This is a genomic window from Streptococcus sp. 2022WUSS037 (genome assembly GCF_044427225.1).
GTDB lineage: Bacteria > Bacillota > Bacilli > Lactobacillales > Streptococcaceae > Streptococcus.
The window spans coordinates 35,855-59,198 of the sequence record NZ_JAOTGJ010000011.1 but is presented as its reverse complement, the minus strand read 5'-3'; the positions used below and the strand labels follow the sequence as shown (position 1 = coordinate 59,198).

Below are 23,344 nucleotides of genomic sequence, written 5' to 3'. Positions count from 1 at the left end.
ACAATGGTAGAAGTTCTTTTATTTCCAACCTTAATATCTTTGATAATGGCATAATTGATTGTATTTTTAGATACTGATTTTTTAACTCTCATAGATTCGCACCTCACTCTATTATATCACAGTACGAAAAAAGTACGCGATTAATATATACGAAAATTTGACAAAAAAATAGCATCACATCAACGTTTGTGGCACTTTTGTGTCATTCAAACTGTCAAACTCCCGTGCTCTCTCCCTTTTTATATATAGTATATATTATAGCCTAAAATTCAGGAAAAATGGGGATTTTTCTAAATCTCCAACCAAGATTTGTCATTCCTCACATATTTCGCTATACTAGAAGAAAAATGAAAGGATTCCCATGCCAAATTTATTAAATTACATAGAAGAAAGTCAATACGACAGTTTTTACGACCAGCCCCTGAACAAACTGGACATTTTGGCCCTGACTGAGCTTTCCTACCTGCCTTTTGACAAGCTTGTCCCCGCTTCTTTTACTGAAAATGGTATCCGACTGGATCATTTGGCTGAGCATTTTGAAGCAACTTATCAGAATGACTTCCCTCCCTTTTCTATGGTGACTAAAAACCGCCTAGCCTTATTTGCCCTTCTAGCCAAATCCATACGCTTCAAGTCTATCAAGGCATTTGGCTTCGTTGACGATTACCAGTTGGACCAAGAGCAACAATTCGCCGCCATTAGCTACCGCTTGGACAGACAGACTGTCCTGACTTGTTTTAGGGGAACAGATGACACTATCATCGGTTGGAAGGAAGACTTCCACATGACCTATATGGATGAAATTCCTGCCCAGCGTTCTGCAAGTGATTATTTGGAAAAAATAATGTCTAATCAAAAGGAGAACTTCTATGTCGCAGGGCATTCCAAAGGTGGCAATTTAGCCCTTTATTCCGCAAGTAAGCTGTCTTCAAACTTACAAGAGCGGATTGTGGCTGTCTATCCCTTTGACGCACCAGGGCTCCATAAAAAGCATTTGGAATCTCCTGGTTACCAAGCCATTCAAAATCGGATTTACCCCCTCATTCCACAAAATTCCATCGTGGGAATGATGTTGGAAACACCTGAAAATGCCCAAATTGTTCAGAGCAACACCATCGGTCTTCTCCAGCACATCACATTTTCTTGGGAAATTGAAGGAACTGATTTCAAGTCATCCCCTGCCCTAACTAGCGACAGCCTTCAAACCGACCAGACTTTAAAAGCTTGGACTGCCAGCCTAACGGATCAAGAATTGAAAGATTTCTTTGACCTCTTTTTCGGGATTTTCATCCAAGCAGGTATTGAACGATTCAGCGATATAACTGTCAATCCCCTACAGAAATTACAGGAAATGGACCGTTTGAGGAAGGAATTATCTGCAGAAGAGGCGGAAATGATAGATAAACTCATTCGGCTACTCTTTGATACCCGCTATCAAATTTGGAGGGACAATATTAGCACTTCCATTCCAAGCCCTGAAATCTCTCTACCAGATTGGCGGAAATTGTTCCAAAGAAACACAACTGAAAATAAGGAAAACTAGCTCAACCACCTGAGCTAGTTTTCTTTATCAAATCTTCTTAAAAATTGGGATAGTTTTTCTAATCCTTTGATTAAAGTTTCTTGTTCACAGGCAAAACCTAGACGGACATAGCCGTCACGTTCAAACCGATTGCCAGGCACTAAAAGAACACCGTATTCCTGCAGAAGCTGCAAGCAAAAATCTTCCATGGGCATATCCACTGCAATCTTGACAAAGCTAGTCGAAACAACCGCTGGACGGATATAGGAAACGAGGGGTTCATTCTCAATCCATTGGTCCAAAATTGCTAGATTTTCTTCTAAAATACGCCGATTTCGTTCTAGAATCTCTTGATAATGGGCCAAAGCTAATTGAGCCACCATATCATCAAAAACACCTGCACAAATCATAGTGTAATCCCGATAATCTCTCAATATATCTGTCACTTGATGATTGGCAGCCACCCAGCCCACACGAATACCAGGTAGGGAGTAGGTCTTGGATAAGCTATTGACAGCAATCCCCTTGTCATAGACTGCTATAATGGATGGCACATCCAGCTCAGAAAAGGAACGATAGACTTCATCCGATAGAATATAAGCCCCAACTTCAGCAGCAATTTCAGCCAATTCTTCCAAATAAATCCTATCCATGACGGCACCAGTTGGATTATTGGCATTGTTGATACAAATCATCTTGGTATTTGGGCGAATGAGCTGACGCAGTTTTTCCAAGTCTGGCAACCAGCCATTTTCTTCCTCAATCTGCCACAAATCCACTTCCGCTCCCAAGGACTTTGGAATATCGTAGAGTTGTTGATAGGTCGGATAAAGGGAAATGACATGGTCTCCTGGTTCGATCAAACTATAAAGAACTAACAAGTTGGCCCCTGTTGCCCCATTGGTCTGGAGAATTTGTTCTGGCTTGACGCCTGTATAGAGTTGACTAACCGATTTTTTAAATGCTGGCGAACCCTCTATCCAGCCATAGTTGAGCTTAGTACCCTGCAATTTCTCATAAAAATCCTCAGGATTGGTTCCCGACAAGGTAAACAGTTCCTCCAAAGTCAATGAAGAAATGGACACCCCGGCAATATCATAAACCGCGCTGTTTTCATGGACATTCAGCCATTCCTCAACGCCAAAACGTGGTAATTTCATAAGACTTCCTACTTTTATTTATTCTGCTCCTATTGTACCATATTCTCACAAAATCGTATAAATATACAAAGTACCTTCAGCATTAAAAAAGAGAGGATCAATAAATCCTCTCTCAGTGTAGTCAACATCAACTCATTACAGTTGATAACGAGCCATTTTTTATCCTTCAACTGTTTCTGAAGCAGTTTCGCTTGCTACATCTGAAACAGTTTCTGATACCACTTCAGTTTGAACATCTTCGATATCAATTTCAATATCCTCAGACACCACCACAGCATCCTCAATATCTTCTTCCGTCAAATCCACTGTTGGAGCTTTAGCCGTCTTAGCCTTGATTGCTTCCAATATATCAGCCGTTGACAGGTTTTGCTCTGCGATTTTTTCCTTGATTTGCTCGAAGGTTTCGACAGATTTTTCCTTACCTGACTTGACCAAATCTTCCACTGTCAATTCCCCAGTTTCCAACTGAGTTTTGACTTCTGTAAAGCGTTCTGAGGCTTGCTTGCCCAAGTCCTGAGCCTTGCTGACCAAATCAGCATTGATTTCTTCATGGTTTTCTTTGTAGTCATTAGCAAAGTTAACGACTTTTTCTTTCACCGATTTACCAGTTTTACTTGCTAGAAATGCGGCTGCAGCTGCACCTCCTGCTACACCTAATAAGAGGCTGGTTAAGACACTAGATTTTTTTACCATTTTTTTCTCCTTTCTTACCTAAGAGAGATGAAATTGTTGACAAGGCAGAGATAGCTCCACCAGCTTTGACCGTATTGGCACCTGCCGACTTGGCTTTGGCCGTCAAATCACGCGCCGAAGCGTTCAAGTCAGACACAGAAGTGGACAAGTCCGCAACTGCAACGAAGAGGGGACCCAAGGTCGAAACCTTACCATTGACATCTTCCACCAAAACATTGGTTTTGGCCAAGAGCTCATTGGTCTGGTAAAGTGTCACATTGACATCGCTGGTCAAGACCTTGAGGGTTTGTTGTGCCTCATCCGTCACTGTTCCTAATTTTTTCAAGAGCAAAACAATGTAAACTGCCACAGCCGCGATGGACAAGGCAATAATCAAGACTGAAATTTCAATAATCATAACTTCTCCTTTATGATTGATAAAATGGAATAGAGGTTTTTCTTCTCCGCACCATAACCATGCTGATTCCTACCAAGATAAGAATGCCAGACAGCCATTGGGAAATACGGATGCCCAAGAACATGAGACTATCTGTCCGCAGGCCTTCTATCAAAAGACGTCCAAAACCATACCAAATCAGGTAAAAAGCTGTGATTTCCCCCTGTTTGAGGAATTTTGGCCTTCTGCGTAGGACACAAATCAAGCAAAAACCAAGCAGATTCCACAGACTTTCAAACAAGAAGGTCGGTTGACGATAGGCACCATCAATATACATCTGGTCTCGGATAAAGGCTGGTAGGTAGTTCAAGCTGTCCACAGCCTTACCATAGGCCTCCTGGTTAAAGAAATTTCCCCATCGTCCAATGGCTTGCGCAATCATGACAGAAGGAGCCACCACATCCAGAAAGTCTAGTGTATTAATAAAACGGTACAGGCTGAAGAAATAGAGTACGATTGCCCCTGTTATCAAACCACCATAGATAGCAATTCCACCATTCCAGATAGCAAAGACAGATAAGAGATTATCCTTGTACTCGCTCCATGAAAAAGCGACATAATATATTCTGGCTCCGATAATGGAAAGCGGAAAGGCTAGCAAGATAAAGTCTAAAATATCATCCTGCAAAATCTTCTTGCGTGGTGCTTCCTTGGTCGCCAAATAAACACCCAAGACCAAGCCTAGCAAGATGCAGATGGCATACCAGCGAATTTCTAAAGGACCTAATCTAATCGCAATTGGATCCATATTAGCCCTCTTCTCTATTCTGCTCGATGAGATTGCCTAGACGCTCCTCAAAGATTTTCGTTGCATCATAGCCCATTTGCTTAGCACGGTAGTTCATAGCTGCAGCCTCAATAACCACAGAGATGTTGCGACCAGTCTTAACAGGGATGCGGATTTGAGGTATTGAAATACCTGCAATTTCAATGGTATCACCAGAATTCCCCAGACGGTCAAAGACCTTACCCGTTTCATAATTTTCAAGATAAACAGCCAACTGCACTTCTGAAGAATCTTTTACGGCACTAGCACCATATAAGCTCATGATGTCGATAATTCCTACACCACGGATTTCCAATAGGTGGCGCAGAATTTCCGCTGGCTCACCCCAAAGGGTTACGTCATCTTTTGCAAAGACATCAACTCGGTCATCCGCCACCAATCGGTGTCCACGCTTGACCAATTCAAGACCCGTCTCACTCTTACCGATACCAGAATCTCCCTGGATAAGGACACCCATACCGTAAATATCCATCAAAACACCGTGAACGCTGGTCCGTTGTGCCAATCGACTGTCCAGATAGGAAGACAATTCCCCTGATAGACGGCTGGTCGCTGTTTTACTGCTACAGATGGCAATTTGCTTTTCTTTCGCCGCCTTATACATCTCCTCTGGAATTTCCAAACCACGCGCCACAATAATAACTGGTGTTTCAGGCTGGAACATTTGGGAGAGCACCTGATAGCGGTTATGTGCAGTCATGGCCATCAGGTAAGACCACTCCTTCATCCCTATCAGCTGAATCCGTTCTGGAGCATAGTAATCAAAGTAGCCAGTCATTTCCAATCCTGGACGGGTAATGTCTGCCGTTGTAATGGGCTTTTTCAGGAGCTCTTCCGTACTGTAAGCACATTCAATCCGCAGATTATCGACCAGATCTTTTACATAAACGGTCATTTGTTCCCTCACTTTCAGTTTTATTATATTATACCATAAGCAAGGGGTTGGGGGAGAATAGAAATGACTCGTTTTAGTAAAAAAAATGGGCTCATTTCAAAGTTTTCTCAGGAATATAGTTTTATTTCAATAGATTAAATATCAACCCTCGCTTTACTAACTATTTCCAATAATTCTGTTATAATTCATATAGAAGAAATCTTACTATTAAGGAGAAAAGCATGGAACCATTGTTTCTCACACCTGTCATGCAGGAAAAAATTTGGGGGGGCAATCGCCTAAGAACCAACTACCACTACGACATTCCTAGTGAAAAGACTGGTGAATGCTGGGCTATTTCTGCCCATCCAAATGGCGTAACAACAGTCTCAAACGGTCAATATAAAGGAAGAGGACTGGATGACCTCTATAAGAATGAAAAGCATTTATTTGGCAATCCAACAGATGATGTCTTTCCATTATTAACAAAAATTCTTGATGCTGAAGATTGGCTCAGCGTTCAAGTCCATCCTGATGATAGCTATGGCTTGGCTCACGAAGGCGAACTGGGCAAGACAGAATGTTGGTACATTTTAGAAGCCGAAGACGGCGCTGAAATCATTTATGGCCACAATGCCCAATCCAAAGAAGAACTCCGCCAGCAAATCGAAGCTGGGGATTGGGACAATCTCTTGACCCATGTACCTGTAAAAAAAGGCGACTTCTTCTTCGTCCCAAGCGGCACCATGCACGCTATCGGTAAAGGTATCATGATTTTAGAAACCCAACAATCTAGTGACACAACCTACCGTGTCTATGACTTTGACCGCCGTGACGACGCAGGAAACCTCCGTGAACTACACATTGAAAAATCGATTGATGTCCTGACCATCGGACCTGTAGCTAACTCAACACCGGCCCACCTCAAGGCAGGCAATCTTGACTCAACACTTCTGGTTGCCAATCCCTTCTTTACCGTATATAAATGGAATATTGACCAAGAAGTCAAAATGAAACAGACAGTACCTTACCTACTGGTCAGTATCATCGAAGGTCAAGGCACCATCCAAGTCGGCGAAACCAACTACCCACTTGAAAAAGGAAGCCACTTTGTCTTACCAGCTGATGTGACAGACTGGACCTTTACAGGCCCAATGGAAATCATCGCTAGCCATACTAACTAAGCATAAAAAAACTTGAGCCTTTAAACTCAAGTTTTTTTCGTTCTATCCAAACCAAGACTTATTTATCTTTTCCGCATCTTTTATCTTACGTGGTCCTGTTCCATAGCGTTCCGCATCCTGATCTTCTTTATATGGTAAAAAGTAGGCTGCTGCTACGTAAAGAGCAACCAACAAGAGAAAAGATTTTCCCAAAAGAAGGCCTGCAATAAATATTGCGCGTGTCACCCATGCTTCCCAGCCCAGTTTATGGGCTAGCCCTGCAAGGACACCCGACAAAATCTTACCCTGTCTTACTTTATACAAATCAATCGACATCTTTTATTCCTTTCACATAGAAGGCACCTTGTTCAGTCTGTGCCTTGATAAAGAGTACATCATTGCCCGATTTTTCAAACTGGTAGGGACTGGCTTTCTTTTTTCGGTTGACCAAAACCTGACCAGATGGCGACTCTATCTGTCCACGAATCCCTTGTCCCTTACTCGTTTGTAAGGTCAATGGTGCCTGGACCAACTCTACATTCAAATGTTGGGGGTAACCACCACAGGTCGTCAAGCGGATATCCTGTTGTTTTTTATCCCTTGAACTGCGGATGGAAATATCTTCAAACGGTAAATAATCCAAGCGAGCATCGGCCTGCCCCAATTCCAAATCCAATACAGACATCCACTCCTGTGGCAAGCTGATTGTCAAACGACAGGCCAAACCACTGCTGAAATAGAGACATTTTTTTTCAACATAAATACGAGGAAGTTTATCTTCGGGTGCATCCTGATTGTAGCAAATCTCAACACCAATCTGATTTGTCTTTGACTTGGTCAATTGAAGTCGACCTTCGGATAATTTCAGAAAGAGCGACTCAATCCCTTCAAAACTATACGCCTGTTTGAGTTTAGAAGAGGCAAATACCTTAAAGCTAGGTAGAGTAAAATTTAATTTGGCTTTTTCTTCCACAAACAGAAAGTCAGGTTCCTGATTCATTTCCTTAAAACAGGCACGAGCCTCTTCCTTGGTCAAAATCCCTTTTTCATACAGCTCAATTAAGCGTTCTTCTCTCTTTTGTGTCATAGACTCACCTCGATTCTATTATAGTATATCACAATCCCCACCAAAAAAATCAGCCCGAGGACTGATATTAGTAAATCAAGGGTTGTAAACGAAATTAACAGAATTTTTTCCGAAAACAGATGAAAGTTAAGCAATGGAACTGCTCATCTTTCCCAAGATACGCTTCACCACTGCGGATTTGGAAACTTAAAAACGAACACGCTTGGGAACTGCGGAAGTTGGGGGAGATGGTTTATCGCTCAAACATTACATCATCTAGTAAAGTTCTGCCAAGATTGGAGTTTGAAGATATTAACTCAGGATTAGGGACTTTGAATAAGGATATTTTCCAGAAAGTAAATGATGATCGAAAAGGTTTAGAGTTTAACGAAGGAGATGTATTATTTGGAAAATTGCGTCCATATTTAAAAAATTGGTGGTATGCAGAATTTAAAGGTATAGCTCTAGGTGACTTTTGGAATTTAAAATCGGACGTTTGGCATAGTTGCTTTCTATATACCTACATTCAGAGCAATGCTTTTCAACTTGTTGCAAACGATACATCAGGCACGAAGATGCCGAGGTCAGATTGGAATTTAGTTGCTGAAAGTATTGCAAAGTTCCCCACCCTCCCCGAACAAAAAGCCATCGGCACCTTCTTCTCCACTCTCGACCAGCAAATCACCCTTCATCAGCGTAAGTCGATTTGATGTCTAGCTTAGGCCAGATAGGTAACGCATGACTAAATCTGTGTCTTGATTTTCAAGTTCAGAGATGACATGCATATAGACTTTTTGGGTGGTTGTCATGGAGGAGTGTCCCAAGCGTCTTGATACGCTAGCTATTGAAACACCTGCATACATCAAAAGAGAGGCATGGGTATGTCTCAGCCCGTGAATAGAAATGACTGGTACACCTACATTTTTGCAGTGCCGCTCCAACCACTTATTTGGAGTGGAGTTGCAGACTGGACCATTGACAAATATAGGCTTATCCTGAGGTAAATCTTTTATCAATTGCTGGAATTGCATACTCAACTGCCAATCAATTTGCACTTTACGCACAGAAGATTTATTCTTAGTAGGTAAAAAACCACCATTTCCCTTGTAATTCCAAGTCTTTGTCACAGAAACATTCTGCTGAACAAAGTTAAAATCAGCTGGAGTCAGACCTAAAGCTTCTGAAAATCGCAGACCCGTCTTCGCAATGAGCAAAATGAGCCAATCCCAGTTGATACGACATTCCAAGTCCAAATCAGAAAGAACATTGTGGAGTTCAAACTGGTTAAGGTACTTCATTTTTTTAATTCTAGGTGCCTTCCCCTTAAAAATCACTTTTCGGGTCGGGTCTCGGTCAATATAACCTTCATCAACAGCATCCAAGACTGCACCCTTGAGCTGATGATGAAAGTCGATGACCGTCTGCCGTTCATGGGTCAGAGCATATTCATTTAAAATTTGCTGATAGGTCGTTCTATCCAACTGATATAAAGCCAAGTCAGGCACAATATTTTTTAAATGATAATGGTTATTTCGATACTTTTCAAGGGTAATTGGGCGAACAGCCCCTTCTTTAAACAGTCTTGTCCATTCTTTAAAATATTCATGAAGTAAGGTTTCTCGTGTAATTTTATTCATACTATTTTTCCCTTCTACGACTTACGCTGATGAAGGGTGATTTGACGGTCGAGGGTGGAGAAGAAGGTGCCGATGGCTTTTTGCTCGGGGAGGGTGGGCAATACTATTTCTGTATTTAAAATATTCTCATTGTATAATCTTTTTATAGTACTTCCTTCAACTCCTGACCACTTAACAATGGAGTAAAATTGTTTTAAAAAAATATTATCAATTTTTCCATCATGTTTTAGCCAAACAATATTTGAATCTTGAAAATACTCATCTTTGCCCAAAAATTCTACTGTTCTTCCAATACTCCCTGAGGCAGAAATTAAAATATCACCTTTAGTTGGATAAGAATATTTATTCCTATATTCCTCAAACAATTCTTTAGAAATGAAAGCGTCAGGGGTTCCTCCAAATGTACCAATCTTATAAAAGGGAATTTCTCCAATTTCCGAAGTTTGTTCCTTAAAAATACGACGACACATTGCAACTGTTCCTAGTTCCCCCAACTTCCGCAGTTCCCAAGCGTCTTCATTTTTGAGCATATTCTACAAGGAAGAAAGATGATTATTTATTCATTTGATAGCTACTAGAAAGTGTTTTCTGTTAGTTTCTGAAAACGACGAAAAAGACCAAGAAAAATCTTGGCCTTAGTGGTCTTATTTGTATTTTTGCTTGGTTTCTGCCATCCATTGTGGTAGAACCTTGTTCAAATTCATATTGAGTTTTAGCTTGTTACCAGCGAACTCATTGGTGGCTTGACTAGGGTCAAGGGTCGCCGCAATTTCCTCACGGAAAGGAATATCTTCTGGCTTGTTTGCATTGTATTCCTGCAAGGATTTTCTGAGCAAGTCGCTATCAATTCCCCATTGACCTGCAAATTCCTTGATGACAGCAAACTGTCGGTTCTCTTGCCATTCTTTAAAAGCGACATCAAAATCGACAGAGTCAGACAAGTGACCTGTGACCAGTTCCTCATTGATAAAGGTTTTCAAGGCTTCTGCCAGCTCATTTTCACCCAAGTTACTCAATTCTTGAATTTGCTCCAAAATCAAGACCAAATTACTATCATTGATTACCTGGAAACCACCTTCATTAGTCGTTTTATTTCCAATCAAGGCAAATAAGCTCTGGGCATCAATAATTTGACTACCCTGCAACTTGGTGCGTCCCTTCAGCTCTCTTGGAAGGAAGTCATCCCCGTCAATGACTCTAGGAAACAGGTTCTTATAAGCACCGATGTACTGGAGCCAACTATGCTCATCCAGCTCAAAGGCTTCATCATCCCAGACAAACTCATAGTATTGCTTGACACGTTCCAGTTGCTTAAGAGTTTCTTTAAAGGCTGTCTTGAAAGCCTCTTTTTTCTCCTCATCATACTGGATGTCAATCCACTTGGTCGGGTTGGGCAACTCCGACCTCAGAGCATCTACTTTTGACCGCAGAATAGCAACTGCCACATCATATTTTTCAACCAGAACATGGCTATTGCTTCCCCCACTACCATAGAGCAACAAGGCTTCCTTTACAATCTCCTCTGTTATTCTAGGGTATTGGAAGTTGATAATGGTCCCAAACTCCTTGCTGGAACCAAAGACCCGATTGGTGCGAGAATAAGCCTGAATTAAGCCCTGCAATTCCAATCGTCTGTCCACATACAGCGTATTCAACCGTTTGGCATCATACCCCGTCAAGAGCTGATCTGCTACGATAAGAATATCAATATTCTTCGGATTACGACCACTTCCACCACGCTTAGCACGATCAGTCACATCTTCAAAATAGGCATCTTCGCCCTTTTTCTTATCACCAGCAATAAAACGGATGCCTGTAAATCCTTCATAATCCGCAAACATCTCTTCAATGACTTCCCGAGCAATATTGTCAGGGTCGTTTTCATTCCCAAAACTAAAGGTCATGGCAATGTTGGGCTTAGCAGCCCCATCCGCAAACTGCTCTGCTATTTGCTTTTTAAACTCGTGATAGTAGGCAATAACCCGCTCCTTATAAGCAACCGTCAGCATGGCATTGAACTCACCACCCTGTGATTGTTCCTGCCAGTCTGACAAAATCTCCTCTACTACCCTTGGAATATGGGTCTGGTCTTGATAAACTAACAATCCCTCTTTGGCTGCATTTTTTTCAACATCCAATTCAGACAGCATCATGACCTGACGTTCAATCTCTTTGACACCTTTTTCAGGTTGTTTTTCTGATAAACATTCAATCAGATCTTCACGCAAGTCTTCATAACTCCTGAATTCCCCTGTGTTGATATAATCCACATGGAAACCCAGGACATTTCCATCCGCAATAGCTTCATCAATGGTATATTGATGAAGGAGGGGACCAAATAATTTTTCAGTCGTGTTAATCAACTCACTACGTTCGTTAATTTTCCCCTTGACCTTGTTTTCATCAAAGAGGGGCGTACCAGTAAAGCCGAAGAAGAGACCGTTTTTAAAGAAATAGTCCTTAATCATCCCCATCATGTCGCCCATGGTTGTCCTATGGGCTTCGTCAATGATGAAAATGATTTTCTTGTCTGCCAAAGTCCTATCATCCCCATCTATCAAGTCCTTGACCAAGTTACTCAATTTGAAGGTGGTTGTCACAACAATGCCACTCTTAGCGGACATAAGTTGCTTCCGTAGCTGATAGGTACTCTTGGTGTCATCCACATTGACAGACTCATAGGTCGAATAAGCCTTGAATGCCTTTGATGTCTGCTCATCCAAATCCCGTCTATCCAGGAGGAAGATAACCTTGTCAAACTCCGTTCGTGTTGATAAGAATTGGGCTGTTTTGAAGCTGGTAATGGTCTTTCCAGAGCCTGTGGTATGCCAGACAAAACCACCATGTGGCACCTTATCCACATTATCCCAGCCAAATGCCGCCTTTTCAACCGCCTGCAAGGCATAGACCTGATAAGGTCGCATGAGCATATGCCGTCTATTCTCCTCATTATCCGGATCTTCGTCAATGATGAGGTAATCACCAACCATCTGATGGGCCATGGGAACCATCAAAAAATGCTCAATAACTTCCCGATAGTCTGTCAAAACCCGCTGCCCCAACTGTTTTCCTGTTTCCTGATCCTTCTTGGTGACAGACCAATGAAATACAAAGGCAGGATTGAAATCTTGGATAGACTTAGGCGTTGCAAAATACCGGGTTTCAATGTCTGTTGTGACCACCATCATTTGTGAAAAGGCCATGAAGTTATTGGTATATTCCCCATCGGCATAATAGCGTTTAAACTGACCAAAAGCCTCGTCCAAAGACTTGTCGCTCCGCTTTTGCTCAATGTTAATCAAGGGTAGCCCGTTGATCAGTAGGACAAGGTCAAAGCGATTGCCATTGTCCGACCAAACTTCACGAGCCACCTGATAGCTAGAATCTCCTCCACTAACCTGAGCCTTTTTCAAAATGGTTAATGTGATTTGCTTTTTGGTCACATGAGGATGTTGGTCACGGTAAATACCATCAATTTTACCTGTAGAGCCTTCCATGGATAAGATTTTTGCGGCCTCATAACTGTTGGAAATCTGCTTGACCTTAGACATGACTTGGTCAAACTCACTATCGGTAAGAGCAACACCTTCCAAGACATCCGCATTCATCCGATTGAGCTCTGTCCGCCAGTTTTTTATCAAATCCTGAACTGTAACTTTCTGCAAGTTTCCATTGAGATGTTCAGGTGTCTGCCACTTAAACTTGGACAATTCCCGAACGAACTGTTCTTGAAATTCCCGTTCTGATGCAGTTTTTGAGATAGTTTCCATACATTTCCTTTCTAAAGCCAAATAGTTAGCTGATACTTACGCTGAAAATCATACAAACAACTCATTTAAAAGTGCTTTTTTCAAGTTTTTGAGCTTTTCTAACTTACGCTGATGAAGGGTGATTTGCTGGTCGAGAGTGGAGAAGAAGGTGCCGATGGCTTTTTGTTCGGGAAGAGACTTGGGAAAATATAATGCAATATCTAAAAAGTCACTCGCAGATATATTTAGCAATCCATGATTTCTAGCACCTTCTGCCGCCACTGCTTGTACTTCTTTATGCCACAAATTTGTATCAAAATATGTTACCAAAAAGTCCGAACAAACCCTTTCAAAGTTAGATATTCCAAATACAATATAGAGCGTAGATAAAACACCCATATCATATCTATCTAGCCGTTTCACAGCTCCCCAAGGTGCATCGGAAGAAGTACTTTTGTTGTAAGCGAACTCACCATTTTTTACAAGGTAATAACCGCTGACATCCTTACTTGCTATCCTCTTATCAAAAAATTCCGTTTGATCAATAAGTCCGTATTGAGCTGATATTGTTAATGCCAACTCAGTCAGTAAATCACTATTCTTTCTAGTAACTCTTGTAGCCACCTCCCCCAACTTCCGCAGTTCCCAAGCGTCAGTAAAGCCTGGGAAACGGCGTTTTGGCACACGCTCTCCTTCAGCGGGGAACATTTCACTCAAATATGCCTGTTTTACATGCTTTAATTTGTCCAGTTTACGCTGATGAAGGGTGATTTGCTGGTCAAGGGTGGAGAAGAAAGTGCCAATGGCTTTTTGTTCAGGGAGGGAGGGGAACTCGAAATCTCTATCCTCAATCATTTCTTTGGTAATATGTACCATTGTGGAGCCATTTGTATTCTGAGCAATTTTCTCCTTATCCTGGTACAACCATGTATATAAATAGTTCTTATCTATTTTTTCAACTTGTTTTATTATCAATTTCCAAATATGATAATGATAAATAGACTTTTTACCTTTCCAAATTTCAGGACCAAAGCTCGTTGCCCATAAGTATACTAAATCCCCAGTATCTATGGTTTTATTATCTTCTAGCTCTAAATTTGAGTAATACCACTTTTCATTAGTATTAAAGTTCCCTACTCGAACAACTTTATATTTTCCAAAATCCAATAGTTCCGATTGCTTATATGCTCGTCCATTATAAAAATGAACCTCTTCCCCCAACTTCCGCAGTTCCCAAGCATCTGCATTTTCGAACGCTTTAAAACGGCGTTTGGGGATATTTCTGTCTTTGTTCGGCATTTCTACACTCCCCCAACTTCTTTCGATTTTTCTTCCCTTTTCGGAAAATGACCGAAAAGAGTTGCTGATGATTTTCTTTTTATATTCTTGGACGCTTTGTATAAGAACATTTCTTTCTCATTTATCATGATAACACCACCAGTTCTTTCATCAGATTTTCAAGTTCTGTTTCAAGCAGGGCAATTTCTGCATCCATATCATCCAAGGTTTCAGCATAGCGATTATGGAGTTCTTCGATAATAGCAATTTCAGCCTTTAATGGCAATTCAACCAGTTCCAGTGCCTTGTCTGTCACCTGACCAAACCATTTTTTATAGAGTAGCTGATCAACTTCCTCATCTGTCAAGACTTGGATGCGGTTGGACACCAATTCCTTGAGTTCTTGTTCCTTGGTCTTGATTTCCTTGGCTACTGTCGACTTCTCCTTGGCTAGATCATCCACTTGCTTCAAGAAACCAAATTCTACTGTGCCTTTTGTCGCCTCTTTCAAGGCAGCCTTGACCAATTTCCCTTCAAAACTATCCTGCGCTTCCCCATCGTCATTCTTTTTCAGGACATCAAAGAGAGCATTGTACTCCTCGCTATCTTCCACCTTGGCATTTTCAACCAATTCGCTGACTTCACTGTCAATTTCCGAAATCCGATTTTTCAAGCTTTCAATATGGGCAAGCTCCTCACCATAGCACTCACTGGCAATCAGACTGTTAGGAATAATCACACCATTCCAACCATCTTGAACCTTTTCCTTGTTTTTCCCCTTGCTGACCATATTCGGCTCACGGGTACGACCCGCCTCATAAAAGCCTAATTGCTCAATCAGCTCGGCATCATGTGTCAGAGTCTTGGTCCAAATTTCTGCGATAATCTGGTAGCCCTCATAGATGTCAACTTGGTCAAATTGTGACAAGCGTTCCTTGATGTCTGCCAACATGGCTTCTTTTAATTGTCTTGTATTGGTATCCGTCTGTAAACGGTGCAATTTTGTCCAATATTCCTCAATGAAGGCTGCAATCGTCGACTTGACTTGAGTATATTCTTCCCGAACGACTGGACTAGACAAGACGGCTCCTGAAAATTCTTCAATAGTCTGGTTCAAGGTCAGGTAGCCAGGACGATCCTCGCTAAAGGCTTGAACCAAGACCTCTTTGACAGTTTGATTGAGCACTCTCAAGGACTGAATATTTCTCTTTGGAATACCACCGTATAGATGAGCATCCACATCGTGAGGAATTTCTTCATCAAGAGCCGTCACATAGCGTGGAATGTTCATATTATAGTCGTTTTGAATCAATTCCTGACGGCTTGCTAGGTGGCTGTATCCCTCTTCTTCGCTTCTGTTCGTATATACATCCACAATCTTAGCAATATCTTTTTCTTGTAAGGCATTTTGCTTGCCTGCCTTGATAAAGTTGCGTGAGGCATCGATAAAGAGTACAGGTTCATTCAGCTCCCGATTTTTCTTGAGGATAATGATACAAACGGGGATACCTGTGTTTGTGAATAGGTTACTTGGCAGACCAATAACGGCATCAATCTGGTTTTTCTCAATCAACCGCTTACGGATTTCGCCCTCAGCTGCTCCACGGAAGAGAACACCGTGTGGCAAAACGATGGCCATGGTACCATGGGTTCCAAGGTGATAAAGACCGTGCAAAAGAAAGGCAAAGTCTCCTTTTGAGTCAGGCGGAAGTACACCAGCGATTTCAAAACGTGGGTCGCTAGGTTTCAAACCTGAACGGTTCCAATTTTTAACAGAGTAAGGTGGGTTCATAACCACAGCATCAAACTGCACTCCTTCATTTGGGCGTTCTGGATCTTCTGGCCAGTCTTGTGAAAGGGTGTCACCGTTTTTAATGCTCATCTTCTCAGGACGGACACCGTGGAGCAGGAGGTTCATACGGGTCAGGTTATAGGTTGCCGTATTCTTTTCCTGACCATAGTAGTTCAGACTTCTCTGCCTGTCTTCCGACAGGTGTTTTTTGACTGTCAAAAGGAGAGAACCTGAGCCAACGGTTGGGTCATAGATGGATGAAATAGAAGAATTGGTCGCAACAATTTGAGCCATGACTTCACTGACTTGGTGGGGCGTGTAGAACTCACCAGCCTTCTTACCAGATTCCATAGCAAATTGTCCAATCAGATACTCATAAGCGTCCCCCAAAACATCTCCACTTTGCAGGGCAACCATGTCCAAATCCTCAAACAAACGGATAAGAGCTTGGATGTTTTTACTCCGTTCATTAAGGTTGCTTCCCAGTGCTGTATCCGTCAGATCAAGGGTAGAGCTGGCAAAAAGGCCTTGAAAATCATCTGAACCATTGGCTACGGCAATACTTCGCTCAAATTGGCTCAGGCTATCCGTCACCTTCTGAACTTCAAACCGCCCCTCGTTCATATCCTTAATCCAAGTTTGGTAGAGGTGTTCTGGACGGACAAAATAGCCCAAAACGTCTTGGATCATCTTTTCTAGCTCTGTCCCATACTCTTGATGAGCCAGCACATACTCCTCATACCAATTGTCTTCCTTGGTCAAGCCTGATGTGTTGGCAAAGGTTTTTAAGGTTTGGTCACTTAAAAACTTGTAGAACATGAGCCCAAGCATATAATCTTTGTACCGACTAGCATCCATAGAGCCACGTAGTTCATTGGCACCATTCCATAGACGTAATTTAATCTCTTCAGAAGTAATCATAGTTTCTCCTTATTCTTTATAACTTACGCCCAGAAATAGCGTAAGAGCCTTCTATAAAATTATATCATGAGACAGATAAAAACACCTTATTTATTGTTGCATAATATACTGATTATTGCTGTACAATTATTTCATGCTTCAAAAAAATCTTTCAATCAGCTAACAAACTAAAAATCAGTCGACTAATTCATCGACTGAAAGCTGACAAGCAAAAACTTCTTTAGATTTTTTTCTTTTGGTAACAATAAAATACAAAAAATACGATCTATTTTCTCAATTTTTATGTGACAAGGTTTAAAACTATCAACTAATCTGTGGAATAGACTCCCTCAAAGGAACAATTTACCGACCTAGCAGTTCATTTCTTGTTATCAGGCAGTAAAATCAGCACTTCATTACTTCCAAGTTCATTTTCGGGACAAAAATGTCCTGTTGAATAGATTGTTTAATTGCTATCATAGTACCATCACATAAGAAATGAGGATAGCTGATGACAGCAAAAAAAGAAAATCACTCTGCATCAAACACAAGCATACGAACAAGTAAAGTGAAACCATTACCACTGCAAAAGTTGGACAACAGCAACTTTTACCAACTTAATTCTCGCAGTCTCAAATCATTACAACAAAGTCAAATTCCTTTCAATCAAGATAAGCATTTGACCCTAGCAATAGATACATGGCAAGCAGCCTTCACCCAATACCAAAAAGCTATCAATCAAGATAAAGGCAAGGAATTAACAAAAAAGATTCAGGATGCCAATCAACTCCGTAATAGTGACTTTTCTATTTTTAAACGTAGTCTAGCCGCCTTCGAAACGAGTAAACGACAATCTGAAAAAACTGCTTATAGTGAGTTAACAGAAATTGTAAAACCTTTCCGAGACATACATCGACTTGATTATGAAAAAGAAAGTCTAGAATTGGACAAACTATTTAATCGTTTATCCAGTCCAGAAACAATTGAATATATCGAAATCCTTGGTTTAAAAAGATTTTTTGAGAACCTAAAAGAAAGTCAGCAGGAATTTGAAACAGTTTTCTCCCATACCACAGATATTCGTAGCAAAGCCAATCGCTATGATACCTATCAAATCCGTAAAGATCTCCAGTCTGCTTATCTCCGTGTTTTAAAACTCTGCGAAATCCTGATGGAACTCCATGGTCAATCTCTATACTCCGAACTCATTACACTTTTCAATACTAGTAGACAATACTACATCGAACAACTTGCACACCATTCAAGCAAAGTTGTGAAAAATGATAAAAATATCATTTTACAACTCCCAGAACCGATCCTTCAACCCTAATCCTTTTACTTATATCTAATCCTTTAGAACAAAAAAAGGAAACGAAACGTCTCCCAAAATTTGAAAAAACATCGGTAGAGTGGCATTCCTACATCTCTTTCAGACCCAAAAGGTGCGGCGGCTGCCTGTTCCGCCCTCGGTGTTTTCCCTAGTTATATCATAACACATTTTTTCGTTCTACCAGTTTCAAAAAAAAAACAATACCATAAACACATAAAACCAGCCCTAAGTGAATATCTTAGGACTGGTTTTCTCATTTTAAAACATTTTCACTAGAAGCCCCCTACACTTCCCACATCGGTATTTTTTTAGGTCAATGCGGCGCTTGCGCTGGTAGACTTGTCCACAGGATTGACAGGTATACAGCAGACTAGGCTTGGCCGCTTGTTCCAGTTTGGGAGCATAGCGCAGGCCGTCCACCGCAGCCAACAATTCCTTGAAATCCCTGTCTCTGTGCCGATAGCCTTTCTTCTCAAAGTAGAGATGGTAGTGGCAGAGCTCGTGGCGGACAATCTTCCGAAAGACTTCTAAACCTTGCTCCTCCAAGTGCTTGGGATTGAAATCCAAATGCCCATCCCTTGGAAAAAAGCGACCACCCGTTGACCGTAGTCGCCTATTCCAGATAGCCTGATGGCGAAATGTTTTACCGAAGTCTTGCAAGGAGACTTCTTGCACATACTTATTCAGATCCATTTGGTTTCAAAAGACTAAGACCGATACGGTTGCGTTTGATGTCAACTTCTACCACCCAGACCGTTACGATTTCCCCAACTGCGAGAACTTCGCTTGGATGTGGCAAGGCTTGTTGGCGTCCATTTTTATCCCGTTTGCGCTTGACCATGCGTGAAATGTGGACCAGACCATCCTCGTGGACACCGATGTCCACAAAGGCTCCAAAGTCCACAATATTGCGGACCGTGCCCTGCAATTCCTGTCCGACTACCAAGTCCTTGACATCCAAGACATCTTGACGGAGGACTGGTGCTTCAAAGTCATCCCGTAAATCACGACCTGGCTTGAGCAAGTCTGCGATGATGTCCTTCAAGGTTTCCTGACCAACACCGATTTTTTCAGCTGTATCTGCGATAGCCACCTGCTTCAATTTTTCCTGCGCAGCTTCATCTAAGTGGTCAATAGCTAGAAGTTCTAACAGGTTTTCCACAGCCTTGTAAGACTCGGGGTGCACGCCAGTATTGTCCAAAAAGTTAGTCGCATCTGGGATGCGCAAGAAACCAGCTGCCTGCTCAAAGGCCTTGTCACCCAGACGAGGAACCTTTTTAAGCTGCTGACGAGAAGTCAGGGCACCATTTTCCTCGCGGTACTTGACGATATTCTCCGAAATGGTCTTGTTGAGACCAGCCACGTGAGCCAAAAGGGCAGGACTGGCCGTATTGACATTGACCCCGACCTGGTTGACCACCGTATCGACCACAAAATCCAGACTTTCGGACAGAGATTTCTGGTTGACATCGTGCTGGTACTGGCCGACACCGATCGACTTGGGATCGATTTTGACCAGCTCTGCCAGAGGGTCTTGCAGACGGCGGGCGATGGAAATGGCAGAGCGTTTTTCCACAGGGAGGTCTGGGAACTCATATCTGGCCAATTCAGAAGCTGAGTAGACAGAGGCTCCGCTTTCATTGACGATGACGTAAGAAACTTCTGGGAAATCCTTGAGCAAATCAGCGACGAAAGCCTCCGACTCACGGCTGGCCGTTCCATTTCCGATAGCAATAATTTCCACTTGGTATTGCCCAATCAAGTCTGCCAAGTCTTTCTTGGCCTGGGCAATTTGTCGCTGACCAGCCGGCTCAACTGGATAGATGACCTGGGTCGTCAAGAGTTTGCCCGTTTGGTCTACAACCGCCAGCTTAGCTCCTGTCCGAAAAGCAGGGTCAAAACCAAGAACAACCTTGCCTTTGAGGGGAGATACGAGAAGCAGATTACGTAGGTTTTTAGAGAAGAGTTGGATTGCTCCTTCTTCTGCTTCTTCTGTCAATTCTGTCCGAATCCGACGCTCCATAGCAGGCAAAATTTTCTTCTTGATTGCCTGCTGGATGACATCCTTGATGTAGCTATTAGACTGTGGAAAACGCAGTTCGAAGAAACGGACCATTTTATCCACATTGTGTTCAAAAGAAACCTTGAGAATGCCTAATTTCTCCCCACGATTGATGGCCAAGGTCTTATAACCCTGCATTTTTGCCACCTTCTCAGAAAAATCATAGTAAATCTGAAAGACTTCTTTTTCATCTGCTTCTTGATCTTTTAGCTCTGAAGTCAGGCTTGAATTGGTCTGTACTTCATGGTAGACCCAGGCCCGAAGCTTATTGTCTTCTGAGATAGCTTCCACCAAAATATCCACAGCCCCAGCCAAACAAGCCTGAGCAGTATCAAAACCTTCACAGATGAACCTAGCAGCCTGTTCTTCCAAGTCAGCCACATTCTGCAAAATTAGACGAGCCAGCGGGAACAGTCCAGCCTCACGCGCCACCGTTGCCTTGGTCCGACGTTTTTCCTTATAAGGCAGGTAGAGTTCTTCCACATCTGCCAACTTTTCCGCTTCCTCGATAGCCTGACGGAGCTGGTCTGTCAATTTTCCTTGTTCTTCAATCTTGGCAAGGACAGTAGCCTTACGGTCAGCGAGAGCAGTCAAAGCCTTATCCCGATCAAGGATAGACTTGATGACTACTTCATCTAAATTCCCAGTCACATCCTTTCGATAACGAGCGATAAAGGGAATGGTGTTGCCTTCAGCCGTCAAAGAGAGAACCGTATCAATCTGTTTTAAACTAACGCCCAATTCCTGAGCAATTTTCAAATATTTTTCTTCCATAGCTACTATTATAACATGAAAGCGGTACAAATGACTCAATAGAAAAAGCACGTAGATAAACTACATGCTCTCAATAGCTAATTAAAATTCAGCCTGATCCGGGTCAAGGCGACCTTTTACTCCTTCTAGTTTATCCAACTTTGCAACTGCTGTCGGACTAATAGCCAAGCCATCAATTTCCAAATTCGCCTTAATATTTTCTGGACTAGTTGATTTCGGGAGAGGGAGAAAGCCTTTATCTAAAGACCAAGCTAGTGCTAACTGTGCAACACTACAACCAGCTTCTTTAGCCAAATCAGCTGCTTCTTGGCTTTGGAAAAGTGTCCCTGTACCAAATGGGCTATAGGCCTCCAAGAGAATGCCTTTGGCTTTGCAGTAGGCAACTAATTCTGACTGAGGAGTACCTGGAGCTAACATAATCTGATTAGCCATCGGGATAATCTCAGCTGTTTCCAGCAAAGCTTCTAGATGGTGTTCCATAAAGTTAGAAACTCCAATTACTTTCACTTTTCCAGCACGATAGAGCTCTTCTAATGCCTTCCAAACCTGGGCATTGCGTTCCTTCCAGCCAATGCTGTCGCGAATAGCCTTGGGATTTGGCCAATGAATCAGTAACAAATCCAGATAATCCACCTGAAGTTTTTGCATGGATTCTTCTACTGAAGCAAGGGTATCTTCATAGCCAACCTTGTCATTCCAAACTTTTGTCGTTAGGAAAATATCCTCCCGTGCCACACTACTGTCCGCAATGGCCTGACCGACACTGGCTTCATTGCCATAAATCTGAGCTGTGTCAATATGACGGTAGCCCGCTTCCAAGGCATAGAGCACCGAACGATGAGCCTCTTCGCCATCCTTGATTTGCCAAGTCCCAAAACCAATTTTTGGAATAGTCACACCATTTGCTAGTTGATATGTCTTCATAAAAAGACCTCCTGTATTTGCTAGTTCTAGTATACCCTAAAATGTAAGCCCTGACAAAAATTTAGATAGAAAAAGACACCCGAAAGTGTCTGCTCACATTTATTGTATACTTACTTTTCAAAATTTATTTTCTTGGATAGTTTATCGATAACAACAGCTCCAACTAATAGAGAAAGCAATTCTCCTGCTGCTGTTGTCAACCAAGTTAGAAAGAATGGCAAATCATATAAGACTTTTAATTCTAAAGCAATGGTAAACATAGTTGCCGCAAAAAAGAATGAGAAATAAAAGAAAGCCTTGTTAAATAATCCACCGAATAGATAGTCCTTCTTGTATTTTTCAAACAGAATAACTCCCAAGGTAACGAAGATTAATGTCGAGAATCCACCTACAAAGAGGTCAATGACCCCAAATCCTATCAAATTGGAAATCATACAACCGATGGTCACAGCGATGATATACTTGCGATTATAAAAGGCCAAGAAATTGAGCATTTCTGACAAGCGGAACTGAATAGCTCCGAAGGAAATGGCATTCAAGGGCGGAGTCAAGGTCAAGGCCACATAAATAGCCGCGACCAGAGCAATTTCTGCCATATCTCTGGCAGTCCATTTAGATGTATTCATAAAATTCTCCTTTAGCGAAAAAGCTTGAAATATGCTTGGGTAAAGTGAGCAAGCCCCAAGGGTCATTGATTTTCTCAACAACGTTGTCTAGTATAGCATAAATGAAAGAAAAATGATAGACTAGTTCTTATGAAAAAACTATTTTATCAACTCATAAATAATGAAGTCATCCTTTATTTGATTGCAGGGGTTGCAGCTACCCTTGTCTATATGGTTACTCGAATGGGGCTATTTCTAGTCATCCCTTCCATTCTTCTGGTCACCCTTCTGGCAAATGCTGTCGCTATTCTCTTTGCCTTCTGGACCAATGACCGGTTCGTTTTCAAACAAGCCAGAGCAGGCTGGGGACAACGCCTCATCAAATTCACTACCGCTCGAATTGTCACTCTTGTTTTGGATATGGCTTTAGCCTATATACTCGTAGCTGCCTATCCACAATTGATTGGACAATTTGTACATAACAACATCAACCTGGTCAATGCCATTGCGACACTTTTCTCGCAAGTCTTAGTTATTGTCCTAAACTACGTTTTAAGTAAATTATTTGTATTTAAAGATAAGAAATGAGGTG

Annotated in this window: 20 protein-coding genes, 1 pseudogene and 1 riboswitch; of the genes and pseudogenes, 5 read left to right on the top strand and 16 right to left on the bottom strand. The window is 41.9% G+C overall.

Annotated elements, in window-relative coordinates; translation table 11 throughout:
* Nucleotides 1–361: 361 nt before the first annotated feature.
* Complete coding sequence (locus ODU55_RS05980; protein WP_398582247.1) at nucleotides 362–1,543, top strand: DUF2974 domain-containing protein; 1,182 nt, start codon at nucleotides 362–364, stop codon at nucleotides 1,541–1,543.
* A 14-nt stretch (nucleotides 1,544–1,557) separates the two neighbouring features.
* Here ODU55_RS05980 and ODU55_RS05975 read toward each other — a convergent pair whose 3' ends face one another.
* The 5 genes from ODU55_RS05975 to hprK form a co-directional block, all read right to left on the bottom strand.
* Nucleotides 1,558–2,682: an aminotransferase gene (locus ODU55_RS05975; RefSeq protein WP_398582246.1), complete on the bottom strand. Its 1,125-nt coding sequence runs from the start codon at nucleotides 2,680–2,682 to the stop codon at nucleotides 1,558–1,560.
* A 159-nt stretch (nucleotides 2,683–2,841) separates the two neighbouring features.
* Nucleotides 2,842–3,375 carry a YtxH domain-containing protein gene (locus ODU55_RS05970; RefSeq protein WP_398582245.1) on the bottom strand — a complete coding sequence of 178 codons (534 nt, stop codon included), beginning with the start codon at nucleotides 3,373–3,375 and terminating at the stop codon, nucleotides 2,842–2,844.
* Entirely contained in the window at nucleotides 3,359–3,769 is a 411-nt protein-coding gene (locus tag ODU55_RS05965; RefSeq protein WP_398582248.1) for a DUF948 domain-containing protein, read from the bottom strand. Before ODU55_RS05965 ends, ODU55_RS05970 begins: the two co-directional genes overlap by 17 nt.
* A gap of 13 nt (nucleotides 3,770–3,782) precedes the next feature.
* Nucleotides 3,783–4,559 (bottom strand): prolipoprotein diacylglyceryl transferase, encoded by a 777-nt coding sequence (lgt, locus tag ODU55_RS05960; RefSeq protein WP_398582244.1) that lies wholly within the window; start codon nucleotides 4,557–4,559, stop codon nucleotides 3,783–3,785.
* Between the two features lies 1 nt (nucleotide 4,560).
* Nucleotides 4,561–5,493 carry an HPr(Ser) kinase/phosphatase gene (gene hprK / locus ODU55_RS05955; RefSeq protein WP_398582243.1) on the bottom strand — a complete coding sequence of 311 codons (933 nt, stop codon included), beginning with the start codon at nucleotides 5,491–5,493 and terminating at the stop codon, nucleotides 4,561–4,563.
* A gap of 221 nt (nucleotides 5,494–5,714) precedes the next feature.
* On the opposite strand from hprK, the gene manA reads away from it, so the two are divergent.
* Complete coding sequence (gene manA, locus ODU55_RS05950; RefSeq protein ID WP_398582242.1) at nucleotides 5,715–6,656, top strand: mannose-6-phosphate isomerase, class I; 942 nt, start codon at nucleotides 5,715–5,717, stop codon at nucleotides 6,654–6,656.
* 42 nt (nucleotides 6,657–6,698) lie between these two features.
* Here the strand turns inward: manA and ODU55_RS05945 are convergent, their stop codons facing one another.
* Nucleotides 6,699–6,971 carry a PspC domain-containing protein gene (locus tag ODU55_RS05945; RefSeq protein ID WP_029185971.1) on the bottom strand — a complete coding sequence of 91 codons (273 nt, stop codon included), beginning with the start codon at nucleotides 6,969–6,971 and terminating at the stop codon, nucleotides 6,699–6,701.
* Entirely contained in the window at nucleotides 6,961–7,722 is a 762-nt protein-coding gene (locus tag ODU55_RS05940) for a hypothetical protein (protein ID WP_398582241.1), read from the bottom strand. Before ODU55_RS05940 ends, ODU55_RS05945 begins: the two co-directional genes overlap by 11 nt.
* A 119-nt stretch (nucleotides 7,723–7,841) precedes the next feature.
* Between ODU55_RS05940 and ODU55_RS05935 the strand changes: the two genes are divergently transcribed.
* Entirely contained in the window at nucleotides 7,842–8,411 is a 570-nt protein-coding gene (locus ODU55_RS05935; RefSeq protein ID WP_398582240.1) for a hypothetical protein, read from the top strand.
* A 3-nt stretch (nucleotides 8,412–8,414) separates the two neighbouring features.
* On the opposite strand, the gene ODU55_RS05930 is transcribed toward ODU55_RS05935, so the two are convergent.
* The 5 genes and pseudogenes from ODU55_RS05930 to ODU55_RS05910 all read right to left on the bottom strand — a co-directional run bounded on the left by ODU55_RS05930 (nucleotide 8,415) and on the right by ODU55_RS05910 (nucleotide 17,078).
* Nucleotides 8,415–9,338: a site-specific integrase gene (locus ODU55_RS05930; RefSeq protein ID WP_398582239.1), complete on the bottom strand. Its 924-nt coding sequence runs from the start codon at nucleotides 9,336–9,338 to the stop codon at nucleotides 8,415–8,417.
* Between the two features lie 20 nt (nucleotides 9,339–9,358).
* A pseudogene (locus ODU55_RS05925) lies at nucleotides 9,359–9,868 on the bottom strand (restriction endonuclease subunit S); the annotation flags it as partial.
* 114 nt (nucleotides 9,869–9,982) lie between these two features.
* Nucleotides 9,983–13,108 carry a type I restriction endonuclease subunit R gene (locus tag ODU55_RS05920; RefSeq protein ID WP_398582238.1) on the bottom strand — a complete coding sequence of 1,042 codons (3,126 nt, stop codon included), beginning with the start codon at nucleotides 13,106–13,108 and terminating at the stop codon, nucleotides 9,983–9,985.
* Between the two features lie 48 nt (nucleotides 13,109–13,156).
* Nucleotides 13,157–14,386 carry a restriction endonuclease subunit S gene (locus ODU55_RS05915; protein WP_398582237.1) on the bottom strand — a complete coding sequence of 410 codons (1,230 nt, stop codon included), beginning with the start codon at nucleotides 14,384–14,386 and terminating at the stop codon, nucleotides 13,157–13,159.
* A gap of 124 nt (nucleotides 14,387–14,510) precedes the next feature.
* Nucleotides 14,511–17,078 (bottom strand): type I restriction-modification system subunit M, encoded by a 2,568-nt coding sequence (locus tag ODU55_RS05910; protein WP_398582236.1) that lies wholly within the window; start codon nucleotides 17,076–17,078, stop codon nucleotides 14,511–14,513.
* 490 nt (nucleotides 17,079–17,568) lie between these two features.
* Between ODU55_RS05910 and ODU55_RS05905 the strand changes: the two genes are divergently transcribed.
* A complete protein-coding gene (locus ODU55_RS05905) occupies nucleotides 17,569–18,387 on the top strand; it encodes a DUF6261 family protein (RefSeq protein ID WP_398582235.1) in 819 nt (272 codons plus the stop codon).
* 258 nt (nucleotides 18,388–18,645) lie between these two features.
* On the opposite strand, the gene ODU55_RS05900 is transcribed toward ODU55_RS05905, so the two are convergent.
* The 4 genes from ODU55_RS05900 to ODU55_RS05885 all read right to left on the bottom strand — a co-directional run bounded on the left by ODU55_RS05900 (nucleotide 18,646) and on the right by ODU55_RS05885 (nucleotide 22,773).
* Nucleotides 18,646–19,080: a SprT family protein gene (locus ODU55_RS05900; protein ID WP_398582234.1), complete on the bottom strand. Its 435-nt coding sequence runs from the start codon at nucleotides 19,078–19,080 to the stop codon at nucleotides 18,646–18,648.
* On the bottom strand, nucleotides 19,067–21,223 hold the full coding sequence (locus ODU55_RS05895; RefSeq protein ID WP_398582233.1) for a Tex family protein: 2,157 nt from the start codon (nucleotides 21,221–21,223) through the stop codon (nucleotides 19,067–19,069). The genes ODU55_RS05900 and ODU55_RS05895 overlap by 14 nt, the downstream gene beginning before the upstream one ends.
* A gap of 81 nt (nucleotides 21,224–21,304) precedes the next feature.
* Nucleotides 21,305–22,147 (bottom strand): aldo/keto reductase, encoded by an 843-nt coding sequence (locus ODU55_RS05890; RefSeq protein ID WP_398582232.1) that lies wholly within the window; start codon nucleotides 22,145–22,147, stop codon nucleotides 21,305–21,307.
* A 110-nt stretch (nucleotides 22,148–22,257) separates the two neighbouring features.
* Nucleotides 22,258–22,773 carry a QueT transporter family protein gene (locus tag ODU55_RS05885; RefSeq protein WP_398582231.1) on the bottom strand — a complete coding sequence of 172 codons (516 nt, stop codon included), beginning with the start codon at nucleotides 22,771–22,773 and terminating at the stop codon, nucleotides 22,258–22,260.
* Nucleotides 22,771–22,873: riboswitch (PreQ1 riboswitch) on the bottom strand. It overlaps the preceding gene by 3 nt.
* Before the next feature lie 29 nt (nucleotides 22,874–22,902).
* Here ODU55_RS05885 and ODU55_RS05880 point away from each other — a divergent pair.
* Complete coding sequence (locus tag ODU55_RS05880; protein WP_398582230.1) at nucleotides 22,903–23,340, top strand: GtrA family protein; 438 nt, start codon at nucleotides 22,903–22,905, stop codon at nucleotides 23,338–23,340.
* Nucleotides 23,341–23,344: the final 4 nt, after the last annotated feature.

Excerpts from the sequence above, each read along its gene's own strand:
- ODU55_RS05980 (WP_398582247.1), top strand. The coding sequence starts at position 362 with ATGCCAAATTTATTAAATTACATAGAAGAAAGTCAATACGACAGTTTT.
- ODU55_RS05975 (WP_398582246.1), bottom strand. The coding sequence starts at position 2,682 with ATGAAATTACCACGTTTTGGCGTTGAGGAATGGCTGAATGTCCATGAA.
- ODU55_RS05970 (WP_398582245.1), bottom strand. The coding sequence starts at position 3,375 with ATGGTAAAAAAATCTAGTGTCTTAACCAGCCTCTTATTAGGTGTAGCA.
- lgt (WP_398582244.1), bottom strand. The coding sequence starts at position 4,559 with ATGGATCCAATTGCGATTAGATTAGGTCCTTTAGAAATTCGCTGGTAT.
- hprK (WP_398582243.1), bottom strand. The coding sequence starts at position 5,493 with ATGACCGTTTATGTAAAAGATCTGGTCGATAATCTGCGGATTGAATGT.
- manA (WP_398582242.1), top strand. The coding sequence starts at position 5,715 with ATGGAACCATTGTTTCTCACACCTGTCATGCAGGAAAAAATTTGGGGG.
- ODU55_RS05945 (WP_029185971.1), bottom strand. The coding sequence starts at position 6,971 with ATGTCGATTGATTTGTATAAAGTAAGACAGGGTAAGATTTTGTCGGGT.
- ODU55_RS05940 (WP_398582241.1), bottom strand. The coding sequence starts at position 7,722 with ATGACACAAAAGAGAGAAGAACGCTTAATTGAGCTGTATGAAAAAGGG.
- ODU55_RS05935 (WP_398582240.1), top strand. The coding sequence starts at position 7,842 with ATGAAAGTTAAGCAATGGAACTGCTCATCTTTCCCAAGATACGCTTCA.
- ODU55_RS05930 (WP_398582239.1), bottom strand. The coding sequence starts at position 9,338 with ATGAATAAAATTACACGAGAAACCTTACTTCATGAATATTTTAAAGAA.
- ODU55_RS05920 (WP_398582238.1), bottom strand. The coding sequence starts at position 13,108 with ATGGAAACTATCTCAAAAACTGCATCAGAACGGGAATTTCAAGAACAG.
- ODU55_RS05915 (WP_398582237.1), bottom strand. The coding sequence starts at position 14,386 with ATGCCGAACAAAGACAGAAATATCCCCAAACGCCGTTTTAAAGCGTTC.
- ODU55_RS05910 (WP_398582236.1), bottom strand. The coding sequence starts at position 17,078 with ATGATTACTTCTGAAGAGATTAAATTACGTCTATGGAATGGTGCCAAT.
- ODU55_RS05905 (WP_398582235.1), top strand. The coding sequence starts at position 17,569 with ATGACAGCAAAAAAAGAAAATCACTCTGCATCAAACACAAGCATACGA.
- ODU55_RS05900 (WP_398582234.1), bottom strand. The coding sequence starts at position 19,080 with ATGGATCTGAATAAGTATGTGCAAGAAGTCTCCTTGCAAGACTTCGGT.
- ODU55_RS05895 (WP_398582233.1), bottom strand. The coding sequence starts at position 21,223 with ATGGAAGAAAAATATTTGAAAATTGCTCAGGAATTGGGCGTTAGTTTA.
- ODU55_RS05890 (WP_398582232.1), bottom strand. The coding sequence starts at position 22,147 with ATGAAGACATATCAACTAGCAAATGGTGTGACTATTCCAAAAATTGGT.
- ODU55_RS05885 (WP_398582231.1), bottom strand. The coding sequence starts at position 22,773 with ATGAATACATCTAAATGGACTGCCAGAGATATGGCAGAAATTGCTCTG.
- ODU55_RS05880 (WP_398582230.1), top strand. The coding sequence starts at position 22,903 with ATGAAAAAACTATTTTATCAACTCATAAATAATGAAGTCATCCTTTAT.